This is a genomic window from Escherichia sp. HH41S, from assembly GCF_009820115.1.
Taxonomy (GTDB): Bacteria; Pseudomonadota; Gammaproteobacteria; order Enterobacterales; family Enterobacteriaceae; genus Escherichia; species Escherichia coli_F.
This window is the reverse complement of the sequence record NZ_VNXE01000123.1, coordinates 1-15998: the sequence shown is the minus strand read 5'-3', so window position 1 is coordinate 15998 and position 15998 is coordinate 1. Positions and strand designations below refer to the sequence as shown.

The window sequence follows — 15998 nt, the reverse complement described above, 5'->3', positions numbered from 1 at the left end:
ATTATTTATTAACTTTTAAATAATTACACCTATAATTATAACAATTAATATATATGCATTATCATTATATTAAACTTAAGATAATTGAGATAAAGAGTATTGTCGTTAATATAAATTGAGTCCATTGGATAAACTTGACTCATGTTATGTCTTGCGTAGAAGGATCTAAACACACTTAACTTCGAACTTTCATTAACACATTAATTTTGTCCGACTAAATGAGCGATTTTTGATAGAAAAATATCTTTACTTGTTTAAAAAATTACTCAATTTGATAACAAACGATTGAGTAAGTAAGTACCCTCAAAAAGCAACGATTATCTTATTATGCGGCGAATTTAGTACTTTAACATTAAAAGGAAATAATTATGCACCCTAGATTTTTTACATCATGCACTCCCCGTCTTCCGGAAAGATTTCCAGAAAAATGCCCCCCAAAAGTTTTGCATTCATGGTTTGATAATGGCGCAAAAAAATTTAATGAGGAATTTGCACGCTGGAAAGAGCTCGGGCGTGAAAATGATTTCAATAATCAGTTTATAAGTTCATATATAAATAATAATATCAGCACCTACCAGAATATATCAAATGGTTTACATAATAATATTAATACAATACATGATTTATTAATTGAAAACACATCAAGAATGCCGCTTTCGGAAAGTTTAGACACATTATTAGTTATGGGACAGTTATTTGAAAGTGAATATAACAGAATATTCGCAAATATACCTTTGTTTGCAAACCTCTTTAAAGCAGCCCTAATACAATATATAACAAACAATAACACACTACTAATTGAAATATATAAAAACGCTCTAAATAAAATTCATAATAAAGAGGCCATAAGTTTCATTATTCAGAATATTTTTACTCAATCGATAGATGATCCCTGCTTTTACGAACCGTGCAATTTACATTTTTTACTTGATATCGCTAACAATTATGTCTTTTCTTTTAAAAAAGAGATGTTATTATCAGAACCACACTTACAAAACTCATTCCTGGAAATAATCAATCATTTTAATAATGATGAAGACAAAATAAGAGGTATTATTTTATTTATTTCTTATCTTGAAAATCTAGCTATTAAAATCAAGATTAACTTAAAGGATTTCCTGGAGAAGCTAAGATTTTCTAATATAAAAATTAAGATTGAACTCTATACCCATTTATTCAAAGCATTACCTGAAATAAAAGGGAGCGATATTATATCACTATATTTTACTATTGAATCAGCCTATAAAGAAGATATGCCAAAACAATTAACTGAACTATTAAATTTAGTTACAAACATTCCTGACATTGAAGATAAATTTCAATTCATAACTAAATTGGGTCATGCATACTGCCTCTCCGGAATTAATCTTTCAGATTACTCAACCTTTCTTTTAAAATTATTTCAGGATACTAAAGTAAACAGATTATGTGATTATTATAAGTTAAGAGTTCCTGGTGAACCAGAGTATCAACTTAGAATACCTTTAGATGGGTTGACATTTCAAATGCTTAGTGAACTGTACAGAGTATCGCCAGAAAACGTTTTCATTTTCGATGAACTTTTTCGAGAAATGATTGATTTCAGCACATTCGAAGGACGAGTGAGTTATTACAACACCATACTTTATTTAATAAACCAGAATACCGAAAGCATCAATAAAATAAATCTATTTAGCCATTTGATTAAACGTCTTCCATTATGTAATTTCAAAACTCAAGACTTTGAAACAAGATTAATACTTGCATTGCCTGAGTTAACAATCGAGCATGTGAATAAAACCGTATTAGAATATTTAAACGAGCTTACTGATATGTACAAAAGAAAACCATATTTAATTCTCACTGACCATGATAAATATTTTAGCTTTATCAAATATGCATTTAACAATGGAAATATTAAGATATCAAATGCCTTGATTGACGTCATAGAGAAAATAAATACAGAAAATCCTACTTCCCAGAGAACAAAAAGAAATCTTTCTGTATTAACGCAACCATTCAAAACATGCCAAATTTTATGAATAACGTAAATAAGTAATGAGTTTTAGTTTAGCACATCAACGTACCAGAGCCGCTTGCAACTCTGGTACGCTTCCTTTTTCACCAGTGTAACTGCACTATGCATGTTAACTGCTTTTGAACATAACAAGCGAAACCGAGCATTTTCCCATCTCCAACATCACGAAGCCGCAATGAACAATTCACGCAGCTGATGCAACTGGTCACGAATTTGCGCCGCTTCTTCGAACTCCAGATTCTGCGCGTGTTGCATCATTAGCCCTTCCAGTTCATGGATTTTCTGCTGCAACGCTTTAGGCGACATATCCATCGGCACATTATCCGGCTCAACAATCGGTCGCGATTTTCCTCTGCCCTTCGCTTTGGTTTTAGCAATGTTCTGCCCCAGCGCCAGGATATCGACCACTTTCTTGTTCAAGCCTTGCGGCGTAATGCCGTGTTCCTCGTTGTACTTCTGCTGTTTCTCGCGGCGACGTTCGGTTTCGCCAATCGCTTTCGCCATTGATGGGGTGATCTTATCGCCGTAGAGAATCGCTTTACCGTTAACGTTACGTGCCGCACGACCAATGGTCTGGATCAACGAACGTTCGGAACGCAGGAAGCCTTCTTTGTCGGCGTCGAGGATCGCCACCAGCGAAACTTCCGGCATATCCAGACCTTCGCGCAGTAAGTTGATCCCTACCAGCACGTCGAACTCACCCAGACGCAAGTCGCGGATGATTTCCATGCGCTCGACGGTATCGATATCTGAGTGAAGATAACGCACACGCTCGCCGTGTTCTTCGAGATATTCCGTAAGATCTTCCGCCATCCGCTTAGTCAATGTTGTGACCAGCACGCGTTCGTTAATTGCCGCTCGCTGGCGAATCTCCGAAAGAAGATCATCAACCTGTGTTGCCACCGGTCGCACTTCGATAATCGGATCAAGCAATCCGGTTGGACGTACGACCTGATCCACCACATCACCACCGGATTTTTCCAGCTCGTAATTACCCGGCGTCGCCGAAACATAGATGGTTTGTGGCGCTAATGCTTCGAACTCTTCAAACTTCAGCGGACGGTTATCCAGCGCTGATGGTAGGCGGAAACCGTACTCCACCAGCGTCTCTTTACGCGCCCGGTCACCGCGATACATACCGCCAATTTGTGGAATGGTGACGTGAGATTCATCGACGACCAGCAACCCATCGGCAGGCAGGTAATCAAACAGCGTCGGCGGTGGCTCACCTGGTCCACGGCCGGAGAGGAAGCGTGAGTAGTTTTCAATGCCCGAGCAATATCCCAGTTCGTTCATCATCTCCAGGTCAAACTGGGTTCGCTGAGTCAGCCGCTGCTCTTCCAGAAGTTTGTTGTTCTCTAACAGCACTTTGCGTCTGGCGGCCAGTTCTTCTTTGATCTCTTCCATCGCCTGTACGATGCGCTCGCGCGGCGTGACGTAGTGCGTTTTCGGGTAGATGGTAAAACGTGGAATAGTAGAAACAATCTGCCCGGTTAGCGGGTCAAATAACGACAATCGTTCAACTTCCTCATCAAACAGCTCCACGCGAAGTGCAATGTCATCCGATTCTGCCGGGAAGATATCAATCACCTCGCCACGAACGCGGAAAGTGCCACGCTGGAAGGCTTGATCATTCCGGGTGTATTGCAGCTCCGCCAGTCGACGCAGGATCGCGCGCTGATCGATAATCATACCGACCGTAAGATGGAGCATCATCTTGAGATATAAATCAGGATCGCCCAGACCATAAATCGCGGAAACCGATGCCACCACAACCACATCACGCCGCTCCAGCATCGCTTTGGTGGCGGACAAACGCATCTGCTCGATATGTTCGTTTACCGAGGCATCTTTCTCAATGAAGGTGTCGGAACTCGGTACATAGGCTTCCGGCTGATAATAGTCGTAGTAGGAGACGAAATATTCCACCGCGTTTTCCGGGAAGAACTCTTTCATTTCGCCGTACAGCTGGGCCGCCAGCGTTTTGTTGGGCGCCAGTACCATGGTTGGGCGCTGAAGGTCAGCAATGACATTGGCAATGGTGAAGGTTTTCCCGGAGCCAGTTACACCGAGTAACGTCTGGTGCGCCAGGCCATCTTCCAGCCCCTCTTCGAGACGTCGAATCGCCTCTGGCTGATCGCCAGAAGGTTTAAAAGCGGAATTCAGTTTGAACGGTTTACTCATGAGTCGCTACCTGAAGGAGTTGGGCGGGCAGGTATGTAATTTTACTCGTCGTACTTAATTATGCCAACAAATTATACTGGATAAAAAAACAGTTACCCACCATAATATTTCTGTTACAGCGTAAACTCCGCTGTCAATCATGAGCAAAATTTACTCTGTGGCGAGATAAAACTCCGGCCTTACCGGGTTATCCCCAAAGCAACGGCTTTTTTAACATTTGTCAAGATGAGTGATGATAGTTTTATGGCAAGAGATGCCTCTTCAGTGACTGCCATTGCAATTATCTAACCAGTTAAAAAATAAAAGATATTTCTTTGAGCCGTCTTTAACGCCAATTCGCGTGCAAGCCGCGTATTCTCTCGCTTGCCTCGTGTTTTCTAACTCTAATACACATGGTTATCCACAGGAATAGTGGATAACTGTCTGCAGCCCCTATCCCCCGCCGCCTGGGCAATTCCCACATTCACCACATGATGCGGAAGTAAAATTTTTTTCGTGATTATTTTAGAATTTAATTGGTTAAATTGCAGTCAACCGAAGACGCGATCTCGCTCGCAATTTAACCAAATACAGGATAGCTACAACAAGGCAAGGTTTATGTACTTTCCGGTTGCCGCATTTTCTGGATTTTCTGCAAGCCAGGGAATTTCGCCCAGCAGCGGCGCGGGAATCATGCGGGTGAGCGTGGTCATATATTCAGCGTGACGTTTTCCAGGAGGCGTGACATCATTCGCCACCCAACCCGCCAGAGTCAGTCCGGCGTGTTGTATTGCCTGTGCCGTCAACATCGCGTGATTAATACAGCCGAGTTTCACACCAACTACCAGTATCACCGGCAGTTGTTCCTGTGTTACCCAATCCGCAAAAGTGAAAGTGTCAGAAAGCGGCGTAAACCAGCCGCCAGCACCTTCCACTAACACCCAGTCAGCCTGTTGTTCAAGCGCGCGTAATCCGGCGCTCATTACCAATGATTCTATCGGCCTGCCCTCTTGCGCGCTGATGATGTGCGGTGAAGTGGGTTCTGCGAAGGTGTAAGGATTTACCGTTGCGTAATCCAGCTGCAGGCTGCCGTTGTGCTGTAACGCCAGCGCGTCACTATTACGTAAGCCGTCCGGGGTCTTTTCGCTGCCAGAGGCGACCGGTTTATAACCTGCCGTCCGATAACCTGCTGCCTTCGCGGCTTGTAAAAGTGCACAACTGGCGACAGTTTTCCCCACTTCGGTATCCGTTCCGGTGACAAAATAACGTTTACTCACGAGCAATCACTCCCAAAAAAAGATGATACGTCAGAGGATATCGCCCCTGTTGTTGCGGCCAGGCCAGTTGCAATCGCTGCAACTGCGAACGCGTTAATATTCGTGGGTAGCGCCCTTCATGAAGATGCGTGGCACCGATGCCTTTCAGCGAACGCATGGCACTGAGCGCATCAGCAAACCACAGCGTGATGGGCTGAATATGATGTTGATAATGCACGCTGTTCAGCGACTGTTCGATTTCATCTGGCGGTAAAAAGCGATTAGCATGCGGGCGCTCGTCCACCGCCTGCCACGCCTGATGCAATTCAGGGAGCGATCCCTGCACCAGCGTGGTAAACGCGACCACGCCTCCGGGGCGCACCACGCGATACAGCTCGCGAAGTGCCGTGGATAAATTACCGCACCACTGCACCGCGAGATTGCTCCATGCAAGATCGAAGGTTGCAGTCGCTAACGGCAGGGATTCGATATCTCCCGCCAGATAATGGTCTGCGGCATCCTTCTGGCGTGCCTGAACAAGCATTGGCGGCGAGAGATCTAACGCTGTCACCTGCGCGTGACGTTCCCGCCAGTGGCGACTCATCCAGCCAGGTCCACAACCCGCATCCAGTACGTGGGTGTATTTACGCTGTGGGAGCATTGCCAGTAAGACGTCAGCACTCTGGCGCTGTAGATCCGCATGTTGCTCATAATGTGCGGCTGCCCGACCAAATGCCGCAGCAATGGCTTGTTTATTAACCGTTGCCATGCAGCACCTCCAGCAGACGGTCGATATCCTGCATTTCATGCGCGGCGGTTAGCGTTAAGCGCAGTCGCGCAGTACCAGCGGGTACGGTTGGCGGGCGAATCGCCGTGACCCAGCAGCCTTGCTGGCGCAGTTTTTCTGCCAGTTGTAACGCACGGCTGTTATCACCGACAATCAATGGCTGGATGGCGCTGTATGAATCAGCAAGCGTAAACGGCAAATCCTGTACTCCGGCACGAAAACGCGTAATGAGTGCCGCCAGTTTTTCGCGCCGTGCATCACCCTCATCACGGCGAATGACCGCCAGCGACGCACGTAATGCCTGCGCCTGAGCGGGCGGCATACTGGTGCTGTAAATAAGATGGCGGGCAAATTGCAGTAGATAATCCGCCACCGTATCGGAGCAAAGCACCGCTGCCCCGCTGACGCCAAATCCTTTGCCAAAAGTCACCACCAGCAATTCTGGTTTTACCTTTTGCAGCCAGCAGTTGCCGCGCCCCTGTTCACCGATAACACCCGTGCCGTGGGCATCGTCGACCATCAACCAGCCATTGTGCTGTTGCGTTACCTGCTGGATTTCCGCCATTGGTGCACTATCACCGTCCATGCTGAATACACCTTCTGTCACCACCAGCTGCTGCCCCGGACAGGGGGAAGCAAGCAGTCGCGCCAGATGAGCGACATCGTTATGAGTAAAACGGCGAAGCTGCGCGGGGCTTAAACTGGCAGCTTCCAGCAATGAGGCGTGACTCAGCCGATCGGCAACAATACGGTCCTCTTTCGCCGTCATCGCGGTAATGACTGCCTGGTTAGCGGCAAAACCAGAGATAAACAGCAGTGCCCGCGAATAGCCCAGCCACTCGGCCAGTTCTTCTTCCAGCGCCTGATGCGCCACGCTATAACCGCTGACGTGACCGGAACCGCCGCTACCGACGCCAAATTGCTCCGCACCCTGCTGCCATGCACGGATGATGTCCGGATGATGGCTTAAGCCGAGGTAATCATTGCTGGAAAAGTTCAGATACTGGCGATCATCCGCCACCAGCCAGCGTCCGGCCCCTTGCGCCACCGGATAACGGCGACGCAGGGCATCGGCAGCACGCCGCGCATCGAGCGCCGCGTTGATTTTCTCCTGCCAGCTCATAGTGCTGCCGCGTTGTAATATTCGTCGGTGTCCGGGGTCATCAGTGCCTGCTCCAGACGCTGCTGTTGTTCGTTATCCCCTGCCAGCACGGCAGTTTGCTGTGGATTTAGCCCCAGTTTGCGGAACAGTTGCAGGTCTTTATCTTCTTCCGGATTCGGCGTGGTTAGCAGTTTGCAACCGTAGAAAATTGAGTTAGCCCCGGCCATAAAGCACATCGCCTGAGTCTGTTCATTCATCTGCTCGCGTCCGGCAGAAAGGCGCACGTAAGAGGTCGGCATCATGATCCGCGCGACTGCAATAGTGCGAATAAAATCAAAGGCATCGACATCATCGTTATCCGCCAGCGGCGTGCCTTTCACCTTCACCAGCATGTTGATTGGTACGCTTTCCGGCGGCGTCGGCAGGTTTGCCAGTTGTAGCAATAATCCGGCGCGATCTTTGACCGTTTCGCCTAAGCCAACAATGCCACCTGAACAGACTTTGATCCCAGCATCGCGCACTTTTTCCAGCGTATCGAGACGTTCCTGATAAGTGCGTGTGGTGATGATATTGCCGTAAAACTCCGGCGAGGTGTCGAGGTTGTGGTTGTAGTAATCCAGCCCGGCGTTCGCTAGGCGCTGCGCCTGAGATTCACTCAACGTGCCCAGCGTCATACACGCCTCCAGGCCCATCGCTTTTACCCCCTGCACCATCTGCTCCAGATAGGGCATGTCGCGTTCGTGGGGATTCTTCCACGCCGCGCCCATACAGAAACGTGTCGATCCCGCCGCTTTCGCTTTTCGCGCCGACTCCAGCACCTGTTCAACTTCCATCAACCGCTCGGCTTCCAGCCCGGTTTTATAGCGCGAGCTTTGCGGGCAATATTTGCAATCTTCCGGACAAGCTCCGGTTTTAATCGACAGCAAAGTGCTGACCTGGACCTGACGAGGATCGAAATGCTGACGATGCACCTGCTGCGCTTCAAACAGCAGATCCAACAACGGTTTTTCAAATAATTCTGTGACTTGCGACAATGTCCAGCGTGGGCGGTGAGCCATGGGGCTTCTCCAAAACATGTTTTTTGTTGTTAATTCGGTGTAGACTTGTAAACCTAAATCTTTTCAATTTAGTTTACAAGTCGATTATGACAACGGACGATCTTGCCTTTGACCAACGCCATATCTGGCACCCATACACATCCATGACCTCCCCGCTACCGGTTTATCCGGTGGCGAGCGCCGAAGGTTGCGAGCTGATTTTGTCTGACGGCAGATGCCTGATTGACGGTATGTCGTCCTGGTGGGCGGCAATCCACGGCTACAACCACCCGCTGCTTAATGCGGCGATGAAGTCGCAAATTGATGCCATGTCGCATGTGATGTTTGGCGGTATCACCCATGCGCCCGCCATCGAGCTGTGCCGCAAACTGGTGGCAATGACGCCGCAACCGCTGGAATGCGTTTTTCTCGCGGACTCCGGCTCCGTAGCGGTGGAAGTGGCGATGAAAATGGCGTTGCAGTACTGGCAAGCCAAAGGCGAAGCGCGCCAGCGTTTTCTGACCTTCCGCAATGGTTATCATGGCGATACCTTTGGCGCGATGTCGGTGTGCGATCCAGACAACTCAATGCACAGCCTGTGGAAAGGCTATCTGCCAGAAAACCTGTTTGCTCCCGCGCCGCAAAGCCGCATGGATGGCGAATGGGATGAACGCGATATGGTGGGCTTCGCACGTCTGATGGCGGCGCATCGTCATGAAATCGCGGCGGTGATCATTGAACCGATTGTTCAGGGCGCTGGCGGAATGCGCATCTACCATCCGGAATGGTTAAAACGAATCCGCAAAATGTGCGATCGTGAAGGTATCTTGCTGATTGCTGACGAGATAGCCACCGGTTTTGGTCGTACCGGCAAACTGTTTGCCTGCGAACATGCGGGGATCGCGCCGGACATTTTGTGCCTCGGTAAAGCCTTAACCGGCGGTACGATGACCCTTTCCGCCACGCTCACTACACGCGAGGTGGCTGAAACTATCAGCAACGGCGAAGCCGGATGCTTTATGCACGGGCCAACCTTTATGGGCAATCCACTGGCCTGCGCAGCAGCAAACGCCAGCCTGGCGATTCTCGAATCTGGCGACTGGCAGCATCAGGTGGCGGCTATTGAAGGGCAGCTACGCGAGCAACTTGCCCCCGCCTGTGACGCCGAAATGGTTGCCGATGTGCGCGTACTGGGGGCAATCGGCGTGGTCGAAACCACTCGTCCGGTGAATATGGCAGCGCTGCAAAAATTCTTTGTCGAACAGGATGTCTGGATACGACCATTTGGCAAACTGATTTACCTGATGCCGCCCTATATTATTAGCCCGCAACAGTTGCTGCGCCTGACCACAGCGGTTAACCGCGCGGTACAGGATGAAACATTTTTTTGCCAATAACGGGAAGTCAGCGTGAGGGTTTCTGGCTACACTTTCTGCAAAAAAGAAAGGAGGTTTCATGAAACTCATCAGTAACGATCTGCGCGATGGCGATAAATTGCCGCATCGTCATGTCTTTAACGGCATGGGTTACGATGGCGATAATATTTCGCCGCATCTGGCATGGGATGATGTTCCTGCGGGAACCAAAAGTTTTGTCGTCACCTGCTACGACCCGGATGCGCCAACCGGCTCCGGCTGGTGGCACTGGGTAGTTGTTAATTTACCCGCTGATACCCGCGTATTACCGCAAGGGTTTGGATCTGGTCTGGTAGCAATGCCAGACGGCGTTTTGCAGACGCGTACCGACTTTGGTAAAACCGGATACGATGGCGCAGCGCCGCCGAAAGGCGAAACCCATCGCTACATTTTTACCGTTCACGCGCTGGATGTAGAACGTATTGATGTCGATGAAGGTGCCAGCGGCGCGATGGTCGGGTTTAACGTCCATTTCCACTCTCTGGCAAGCGCCTCGATTACTGCGATGTTTAGTTAATTGCTCAACCAGATGGCGCAATGCCATCTGGTATCACTTAAAGGTATTAAAAACAACTTTTTGTCTTTTTACCTTCCCGTTTCGCTCAAGTTAGTATAAAAAAGCTGAACGTGAAACATTAAAAACCAGTAATATCAATGTGTTACAATATCTTTAGTCTAAAAAATAGACTACATGATGCTACAAAACACAACATATCCAGTCACTATGAATCAACTACTTAGATAGTATTAGTGACCTGAGACAGAGCATTAGCGCAAGGTGATTTTTGTCTTCTTGCGCTAATTTTTTATTATCAAACATGTCGCACTCCAGAGAAGCACAAAGCCTTGCAATCCAGTGCAAAGATTTGTGTGCCTCAGTTTTGTCTAAGTGTTCTACTGAAAACATAGTAAAATCGGCAACAGCTGGAAATCATTCAATACTCGCACTATCGAAAGTTCACCAGCCAACCGCAGCACGTTCTTGCATACGACGTGCTGCGGTTTTCTTTATGATTTATGCACAATGGACAATTTGAAATTATTGATGATTGTATGGTGCATCGTTTTCTGAACCTACACTGATTTTTTGGTATAGCCTTGCCTAGCCAGTCTTACCGGATCAAACCCTTCGCTATTGCAATACTAACCAAAATCATCAATTTGACAGCGATTAACCAGAATAATAGTATACTATTACCAGTAAGAAATTATCGTTATTTGTAGCGATACATATTATATATATCATTCTCAGGTGCGTACATGATTATCAACCAGGTACCTATAAAAATAAAAATCTTCATCTTTTTATTTTCATGCATCTCTATTATATTTTTATTACTGCATGAAAATAATGGAATATACATAACACAAACAACACAAATAAGTTATAGTGTTTTCATTATTGGGCTTTTTTTCATAAACCTGATGATTTTTATTTTTCTATTGCTTTACTATGTTTCTAATCAGAGACAAAGTTATCTCTTAATTCTTTCATTCGCGTTTTTGAGCAACACGTATTATTTATTAGAAGTGGCTATTATTTCTTTATCTCCGTTAGGTAACGATTTATCTACAATCTATCAGAAATCAAATGATATCGCAATATATTATCTATTCCGTCAGTTCAGCTTTATATCTATAATCTTTCTGGCTGTTTATTCCACCAATGTTAAAAATAAAAGTGTTTTAGAAGATAAAAGAAACATAATAATTGTTGTTTTGTCAATATTAATTCTTTTTATTACTCCGTTTGTAGCAAAAAATCTAAGCAGTGACAATATAAAATATAGTCTTAATATTATACAATACTCGCTGAATCGTCATTTGTCGACGTGGAATATCGTGTACACCAAAATAATATCAGTATTTTGGCTTGTATTACTTATCAGCTCATGCATCAGCATACGTAATTACTCAAAAATATGGCTGTGTATAATACTTATTTGTATAGTATCAGTATGCAATAATCTAATTTTATTGTATTTTATTGATAAATCCCATCCTGCATGGTACATGACAAAATTTCTTGAATTGATATCAATGATTTATATCATTTCAACACTCATGTATTATGTTTTCAGGAAATTAAATCATGCTAATCATATGGCAATTCATGATCCACTAACGAATACATACAATAGAAGATACTTTATTGACTCATTGAAGAATATATCAAAACACCATGATTTCTCAGTAATAATGTTAGATATTGACAATTTCAAAAGCATCAATGACAAATGGGGGCATCATATGGGTGATCAAGTCATAGTAATGGTTACCAGAATAATAAAAAAATCCATCAGGAAAGAGGATATATTAGGGCGCTTAGGCGGTGAGGAGTTCGGTATTATCATTAAAGGTAATACTCAAAAGCTCCTGCTATCAATTGCAGAGCGAATCAGAAAAAACATTGAAGAGCAATGCTCGGAAAAATTATTATCGCATGGACCTGAGAAAATAACTGTCAGTATTGGTTGCTTTACTTCAAAAGAGAATAATCTCAGTCCATCTGAAATGTTAGTCAATGCCGATAAAGCGTTATATCAAGCCAAAAGAACCGGAAAAAACAAGGTGATAACTCACTCAAAATAAACACCTTTTTAAAATACAGCCCCAATAAACTGCAGAATATTATCCCATATAATATCCTGCAGTTCGTAATGCACTATTCGATAATGGGTCCTGTTGGCCATTCAATATCCGGTGCAGTTGATGTATCAACACGGTTCAGCAATACCCGATACTTTTTCCATGCTTCCAGCAACGAGATTTCTTCCTCCGTTGCAATTTCCAGATCTGCAGCATCCTGAAGCGGCGCAATATGCTCACTGGCTACCTGCATCAGGTTGTTTTTTGTTTCTTCCGCCTCCCGGATCCGGAACAGTTTTTCTGCTTCCGTATCCTTCAACCAGGCTGTGCCGTTCCACTTCTGAAACTCCCCTTCCGGCGATAACCAGGTAACATTTTCCGGTAACGGACCGAGTTCAGAAATAAATAACGCGTCGCCGGAAGCCACGTCATAAACCGTTTTACCCCGATGATCTTCAACGAGATGCCACGATGACTCATCACTGTTGAAAACAGCCACGAAACCAGCCGGAATATCTGGCGGTGCAATATAGGTACTGTTTGCAGGCAGACCTGTATGAGGCGGAATATATGCGTCACCTTCACCAATAAATTCATTAGTTCCGGCCAGCAGATTATAAATTTTTATGGTCCGTGGTTGTTCACTCATTCTGAATGCCATTATGCAAGCCTCACAATGTAGTTAAATGCGATGTTTTTGACGGTGTTTTCCGCGTTACCAGCAGCGTTAACGGTGATGGTATGTCCATGTGAACCAATCGCAACGGAGTGCGTATGAGCACCAATACCGACAGTATGTGCGTGTGCACCTGCGCTTGCAGCAGTACCCGATACAGAGTGCGTATGAGCGCCTGCAGAAGAAGTGTTAACACTGTATTTAGAATAATCAGGTGATCCACTTCCCGGAGCACCACTGGAACCACCTGAAACAAATGTCATCGAATGGGTATGTGCACCGGCTGAAGCAGCCGTACCGCTAACACTATGGGTATGCGCACCAGTGTTATTCGTGGATTTAGTGCCGTAATCAAACGACGATGTGGTTTTCGTCCCCAAATCAGTACTGGATGCGCTGGCGCTGTGGGTATGCGATTTTATGCCGTCCTGTTCCTGAGACAATACGGCACGACCACTGGCGGGCTTGCCCTTAATCGTCCAGCCACGCATATCAGGGATCACGCCTGACGGATAAGCGGCTGCAAGTTTCGGGTAGGCAGATTTGTCAAAAGTCTGCCCCTGCATCAGGGCATAACCAGACGGAACGGTATCTGATGGCCACGGGATTGGTGCGCCGACTGGGTAGCTTTCTGGTGGAAGATTTTTCGAGGTATAAACTTCTGCCCAGTCTTCCTCAAAACCATAACCGTCTCTTGAAGAACGGTAGAACAGACCACCATTTCTGTAATGCGCCTTCATCTGCAAGGTCCGGCAACTTCCGACTCCGGTATAGAAGTTAACCAGAATATAGCTGTCGCCAGAGCGGGTGACATTATAAGCGCCTGATTCGGCATTCCAGGGAACGCCACCATCCGCATCGGCATATGTATCCGTTGCCCTTCTGGCAAAAGCAGCCACATGCGCGGCGGTTAAAGTAATATCTTTGGAACCATCAAACTCAACACCAGAAACCCGTCTTGGCGTTTGCAGCTTTGTTGCTGTTAATGCATTACCGTTCAGACTTGCGGACAGTTTGGTTCCAATAACCAGTTCGCCAGTTGCGTTATCAATAGCAAACGGTCTTAATGTATTCCAGCCACCATAAACATCACCTTGATTGGTAAGCAGCAGGTAAGTTTTAGCGCCATCATTACGCCATAATGCCCCATACTCCCCACCTATCATTCGAATCTGATTACCACCACGCGCTACAATTTCGTCTGTGGCAAAAAGTTTTTTGCACGACAAATTATCGTTAACGATTAACGAATGAGACTCATAAAAACCACGCCCACTCTTAAAATCAAGGATAACGTCCGCCGCGATACATTCAGTCGCTGGATTTGTTGCCCCAAACTTATAGGTCGTATCATTAACAACGAGATCAGCACCAGGTGCGGATATTGACAGGCCATCTTCGATAAACGCAAAAACAGGGAAAGCAGCGCCATCAACATAGAACACAGAGCGCAAATCATCGCCCTTATTACTCATCATTATTGAGTGGATGGCTCGTTCATTGTTTTGATATTGCCAGAACATTCCATAAGCATAACGCCCCCTGTCAGTCCAGCCACCAGGCATAACAAATCCGTTAAACTCGCAGTTATTCATCGGATCGCCTGCGGTTCGCGTTGCCGTGGTGATAATGACCCTTGATGCCAGTTCGCTTACTGAGCCAGCAGAACGCATAACAACAACAGGGTAATATTTTCCAGATGTTGCACCTGCAGGAGCGTTAACCCGCACATAACGCATACCACGCTTATCAGCAAAGTCTGTTTTACTGACCGCGTTAATGTTGTTCAGGAAGCGTCCCTTATCGGGTATATCAGCGCCGTTCTGGTCTTTCTGCAGACGTTTCTCTGCATTGTCATAGGCTGATTTTACTGCCTTTGGCGTTGCCGCCAGCGTTTCAGACGTACTGTTGGTCGCACTGCTGAGCTGTACTATCCCCTTTTTCGTCGTGCTCGCATCCTCAAGCGCCACGGCGGATGCAATATCCTCTGCCCGTTTTGCCGCTGTCTCAGCGCGCGTTGCTGCAGATTCCGCCGTACTTTTGCTCTGAGCTGCTGCCGTCGCACTACCAGCTGCCTCTGTCGCCTTCGTGGATGCCGTCGTGGCGCTGCCTTTCGCTGCTGATGCCTGTCTGGTCGCCTCATCTTTTGAAGCAGACGCCGATGATGCCGATGACGCCGCCGAACTGGCGGACGATGCGGCAGCCGTTTTTGAGGATTCTGCGCTGGTTTCCGACGCTTTCGCGTTCGTCTCGGATGTCTTCGCTGCGGAAGCAGACCTCGCTGCTGCGCTGGCCTGTTCAGTGGCTTCGCCAGCCTTCGTTGTGGCTGTTGAAGCGGACGATGCGGCGCTTTCTGCCGATTTTCCGGCGGCGCTAGCACTGGCTGAGGCCTGCCCGGCACTTGTTGACGCTGCACTGGCAGACGACGCAGCCGCTGTTTTTGAGCCTGCCGCAGCTGAGGCACTCTGTTCCGCTGCCGTTTCAGAAGACCTGGCGTTTGTCTCAGACGTCTTTGCCGCCTTCGCAGAATTGCCTGCCGCCGTTGCCGAGGAAGCGGCACTACTGGCGCTCGAGGATGCGTTCGTTTCTGATGATTTCGCTGCCTCTTTTGAGGCCGCCGCATCCCGGGCTGAGGTGGCTGCTTCTGACGCCTTCGTGGTCGCGGCGGATGCAGAAGTGGCTGCTGATTGTTGTGACGCTGCCGCATTCGTTTCTGACGTTTTCGCCGCAGCGGCACTGGTAGCTGCCGCGCTTTTTGAGGACTCTGCAGCAGCAGCACTTTTCGATGCTTCACTGGCCTTTGTTGATGCCGTTCCTGCGCTGGAAGATGCTGACTGAGCCGACGACGCGGCCTGTCCGGCTGACGTGCTGGCTGCGCTTGCTGAGCCTGCAGCATCAGTCGCATGGGTTGCCGCCTCACGGGCTGATGTGCCGGCATCGCTGGCTGACTTCTTCG

At 47.1% G+C, this 15998-nt stretch carries 11 protein-coding genes; 4 read left to right on the top strand and 7 right to left on the bottom strand.

Annotated features, from left to right (window positions below; all coding sequences use genetic code 11):
- The first annotated feature begins 368 nt into the window (after positions 1 to 368).
- Positions 369 to 2021, top strand: a complete 1653-nt coding sequence (locus FQZ95_RS24230) for a hypothetical protein (protein ID WP_000553521.1) — start codon at positions 369 to 371, stop codon at positions 2019 to 2021.
- 158 nt (positions 2022 to 2179) lie between these two features.
- On the opposite strand, the gene uvrB is transcribed toward FQZ95_RS24230, so the two are convergent.
- The 5 genes from uvrB to bioB all read right to left on the bottom strand — a co-directional run bounded on the left by uvrB (position 2180) and on the right by bioB (position 8383).
- On the bottom strand, positions 2180 to 4201 hold the full coding sequence (gene uvrB, locus FQZ95_RS24225) for an excinuclease ABC subunit UvrB (protein ID WP_000042541.1): 2022 nt from the start codon (positions 4199 to 4201) through the stop codon (positions 2180 to 2182).
- 578 nt (positions 4202 to 4779) lie between these two features.
- Positions 4780 to 5457, bottom strand: coding sequence for a dethiobiotin synthase (gene bioD / locus FQZ95_RS24220; RefSeq protein WP_000044827.1), 678 nt, complete (start codon positions 5455 to 5457; stop codon positions 4780 to 4782).
- Positions 5450 to 6205: a malonyl-ACP O-methyltransferase BioC gene (gene bioC, locus FQZ95_RS24215; RefSeq protein WP_000246780.1), complete on the bottom strand. Its 756-nt coding sequence runs from the start codon at positions 6203 to 6205 to the stop codon at positions 5450 to 5452. The genes bioD and bioC overlap by 8 nt, the downstream gene beginning before the upstream one ends.
- Positions 6192 to 7346: an 8-amino-7-oxononanoate synthase gene (gene bioF, locus FQZ95_RS24210; RefSeq protein ID WP_160530825.1), complete on the bottom strand. Its 1155-nt coding sequence runs from the start codon at positions 7344 to 7346 to the stop codon at positions 6192 to 6194. The genes bioC and bioF overlap by 14 nt, the downstream gene beginning before the upstream one ends.
- Positions 7343 to 8383, bottom strand: a complete 1041-nt coding sequence (bioB, locus tag FQZ95_RS24205) for a biotin synthase BioB (RefSeq protein ID WP_000951213.1) — start codon at positions 8381 to 8383, stop codon at positions 7343 to 7345. Before bioB ends, bioF begins: the two co-directional genes overlap by 4 nt.
- A gap of 86 nt (positions 8384 to 8469) precedes the next feature.
- Here bioB and bioA point away from each other — a divergent pair, with 86 nt between their 5' ends.
- The 3 genes from bioA (at position 8470) to FQZ95_RS24190 (ending at position 12369) form a co-directional block, all read left to right on the top strand.
- Positions 8470 to 9759, top strand: a complete 1290-nt coding sequence (bioA, locus tag FQZ95_RS24200; RefSeq protein WP_160530823.1) for an adenosylmethionine--8-amino-7-oxononanoate transaminase — start codon at positions 8470 to 8472, stop codon at positions 9757 to 9759.
- A 58-nt stretch (positions 9760 to 9817) separates the two neighbouring features.
- Positions 9818 to 10294 carry a kinase inhibitor gene (locus tag FQZ95_RS24195; protein ID WP_000767391.1) on the top strand — a complete coding sequence of 159 codons (477 nt, stop codon included), beginning with the start codon at positions 9818 to 9820 and terminating at the stop codon, positions 10292 to 10294.
- 743 nt (positions 10295 to 11037) lie between these two features.
- The gene (locus tag FQZ95_RS24190) at positions 11038 to 12369 is read left to right on the top strand and encodes a sensor domain-containing diguanylate cyclase (RefSeq protein ID WP_001767111.1); all 1332 of its coding nucleotides are present in this window, start codon (positions 11038 to 11040) and stop codon (positions 12367 to 12369) included.
- 73 nt (positions 12370 to 12442) lie between these two features.
- Here the strand turns inward: FQZ95_RS24190 and FQZ95_RS24185 are convergent, their stop codons facing one another.
- Together FQZ95_RS24185 and FQZ95_RS24180 are read right to left on the bottom strand one after the other, a co-directional pair.
- Entirely contained in the window at positions 12443 to 13027 is a 585-nt protein-coding gene (locus tag FQZ95_RS24185; protein ID WP_001473977.1) for a tail fiber assembly protein, read from the bottom strand.
- Positions 13027 to 15998 (bottom strand): phage tail protein (locus tag FQZ95_RS24180; protein WP_160530821.1); only part of this gene is annotated, 2972 nt, incomplete at its 5' end. The genes FQZ95_RS24185 and FQZ95_RS24180, both read right to left, overlap by 1 nt.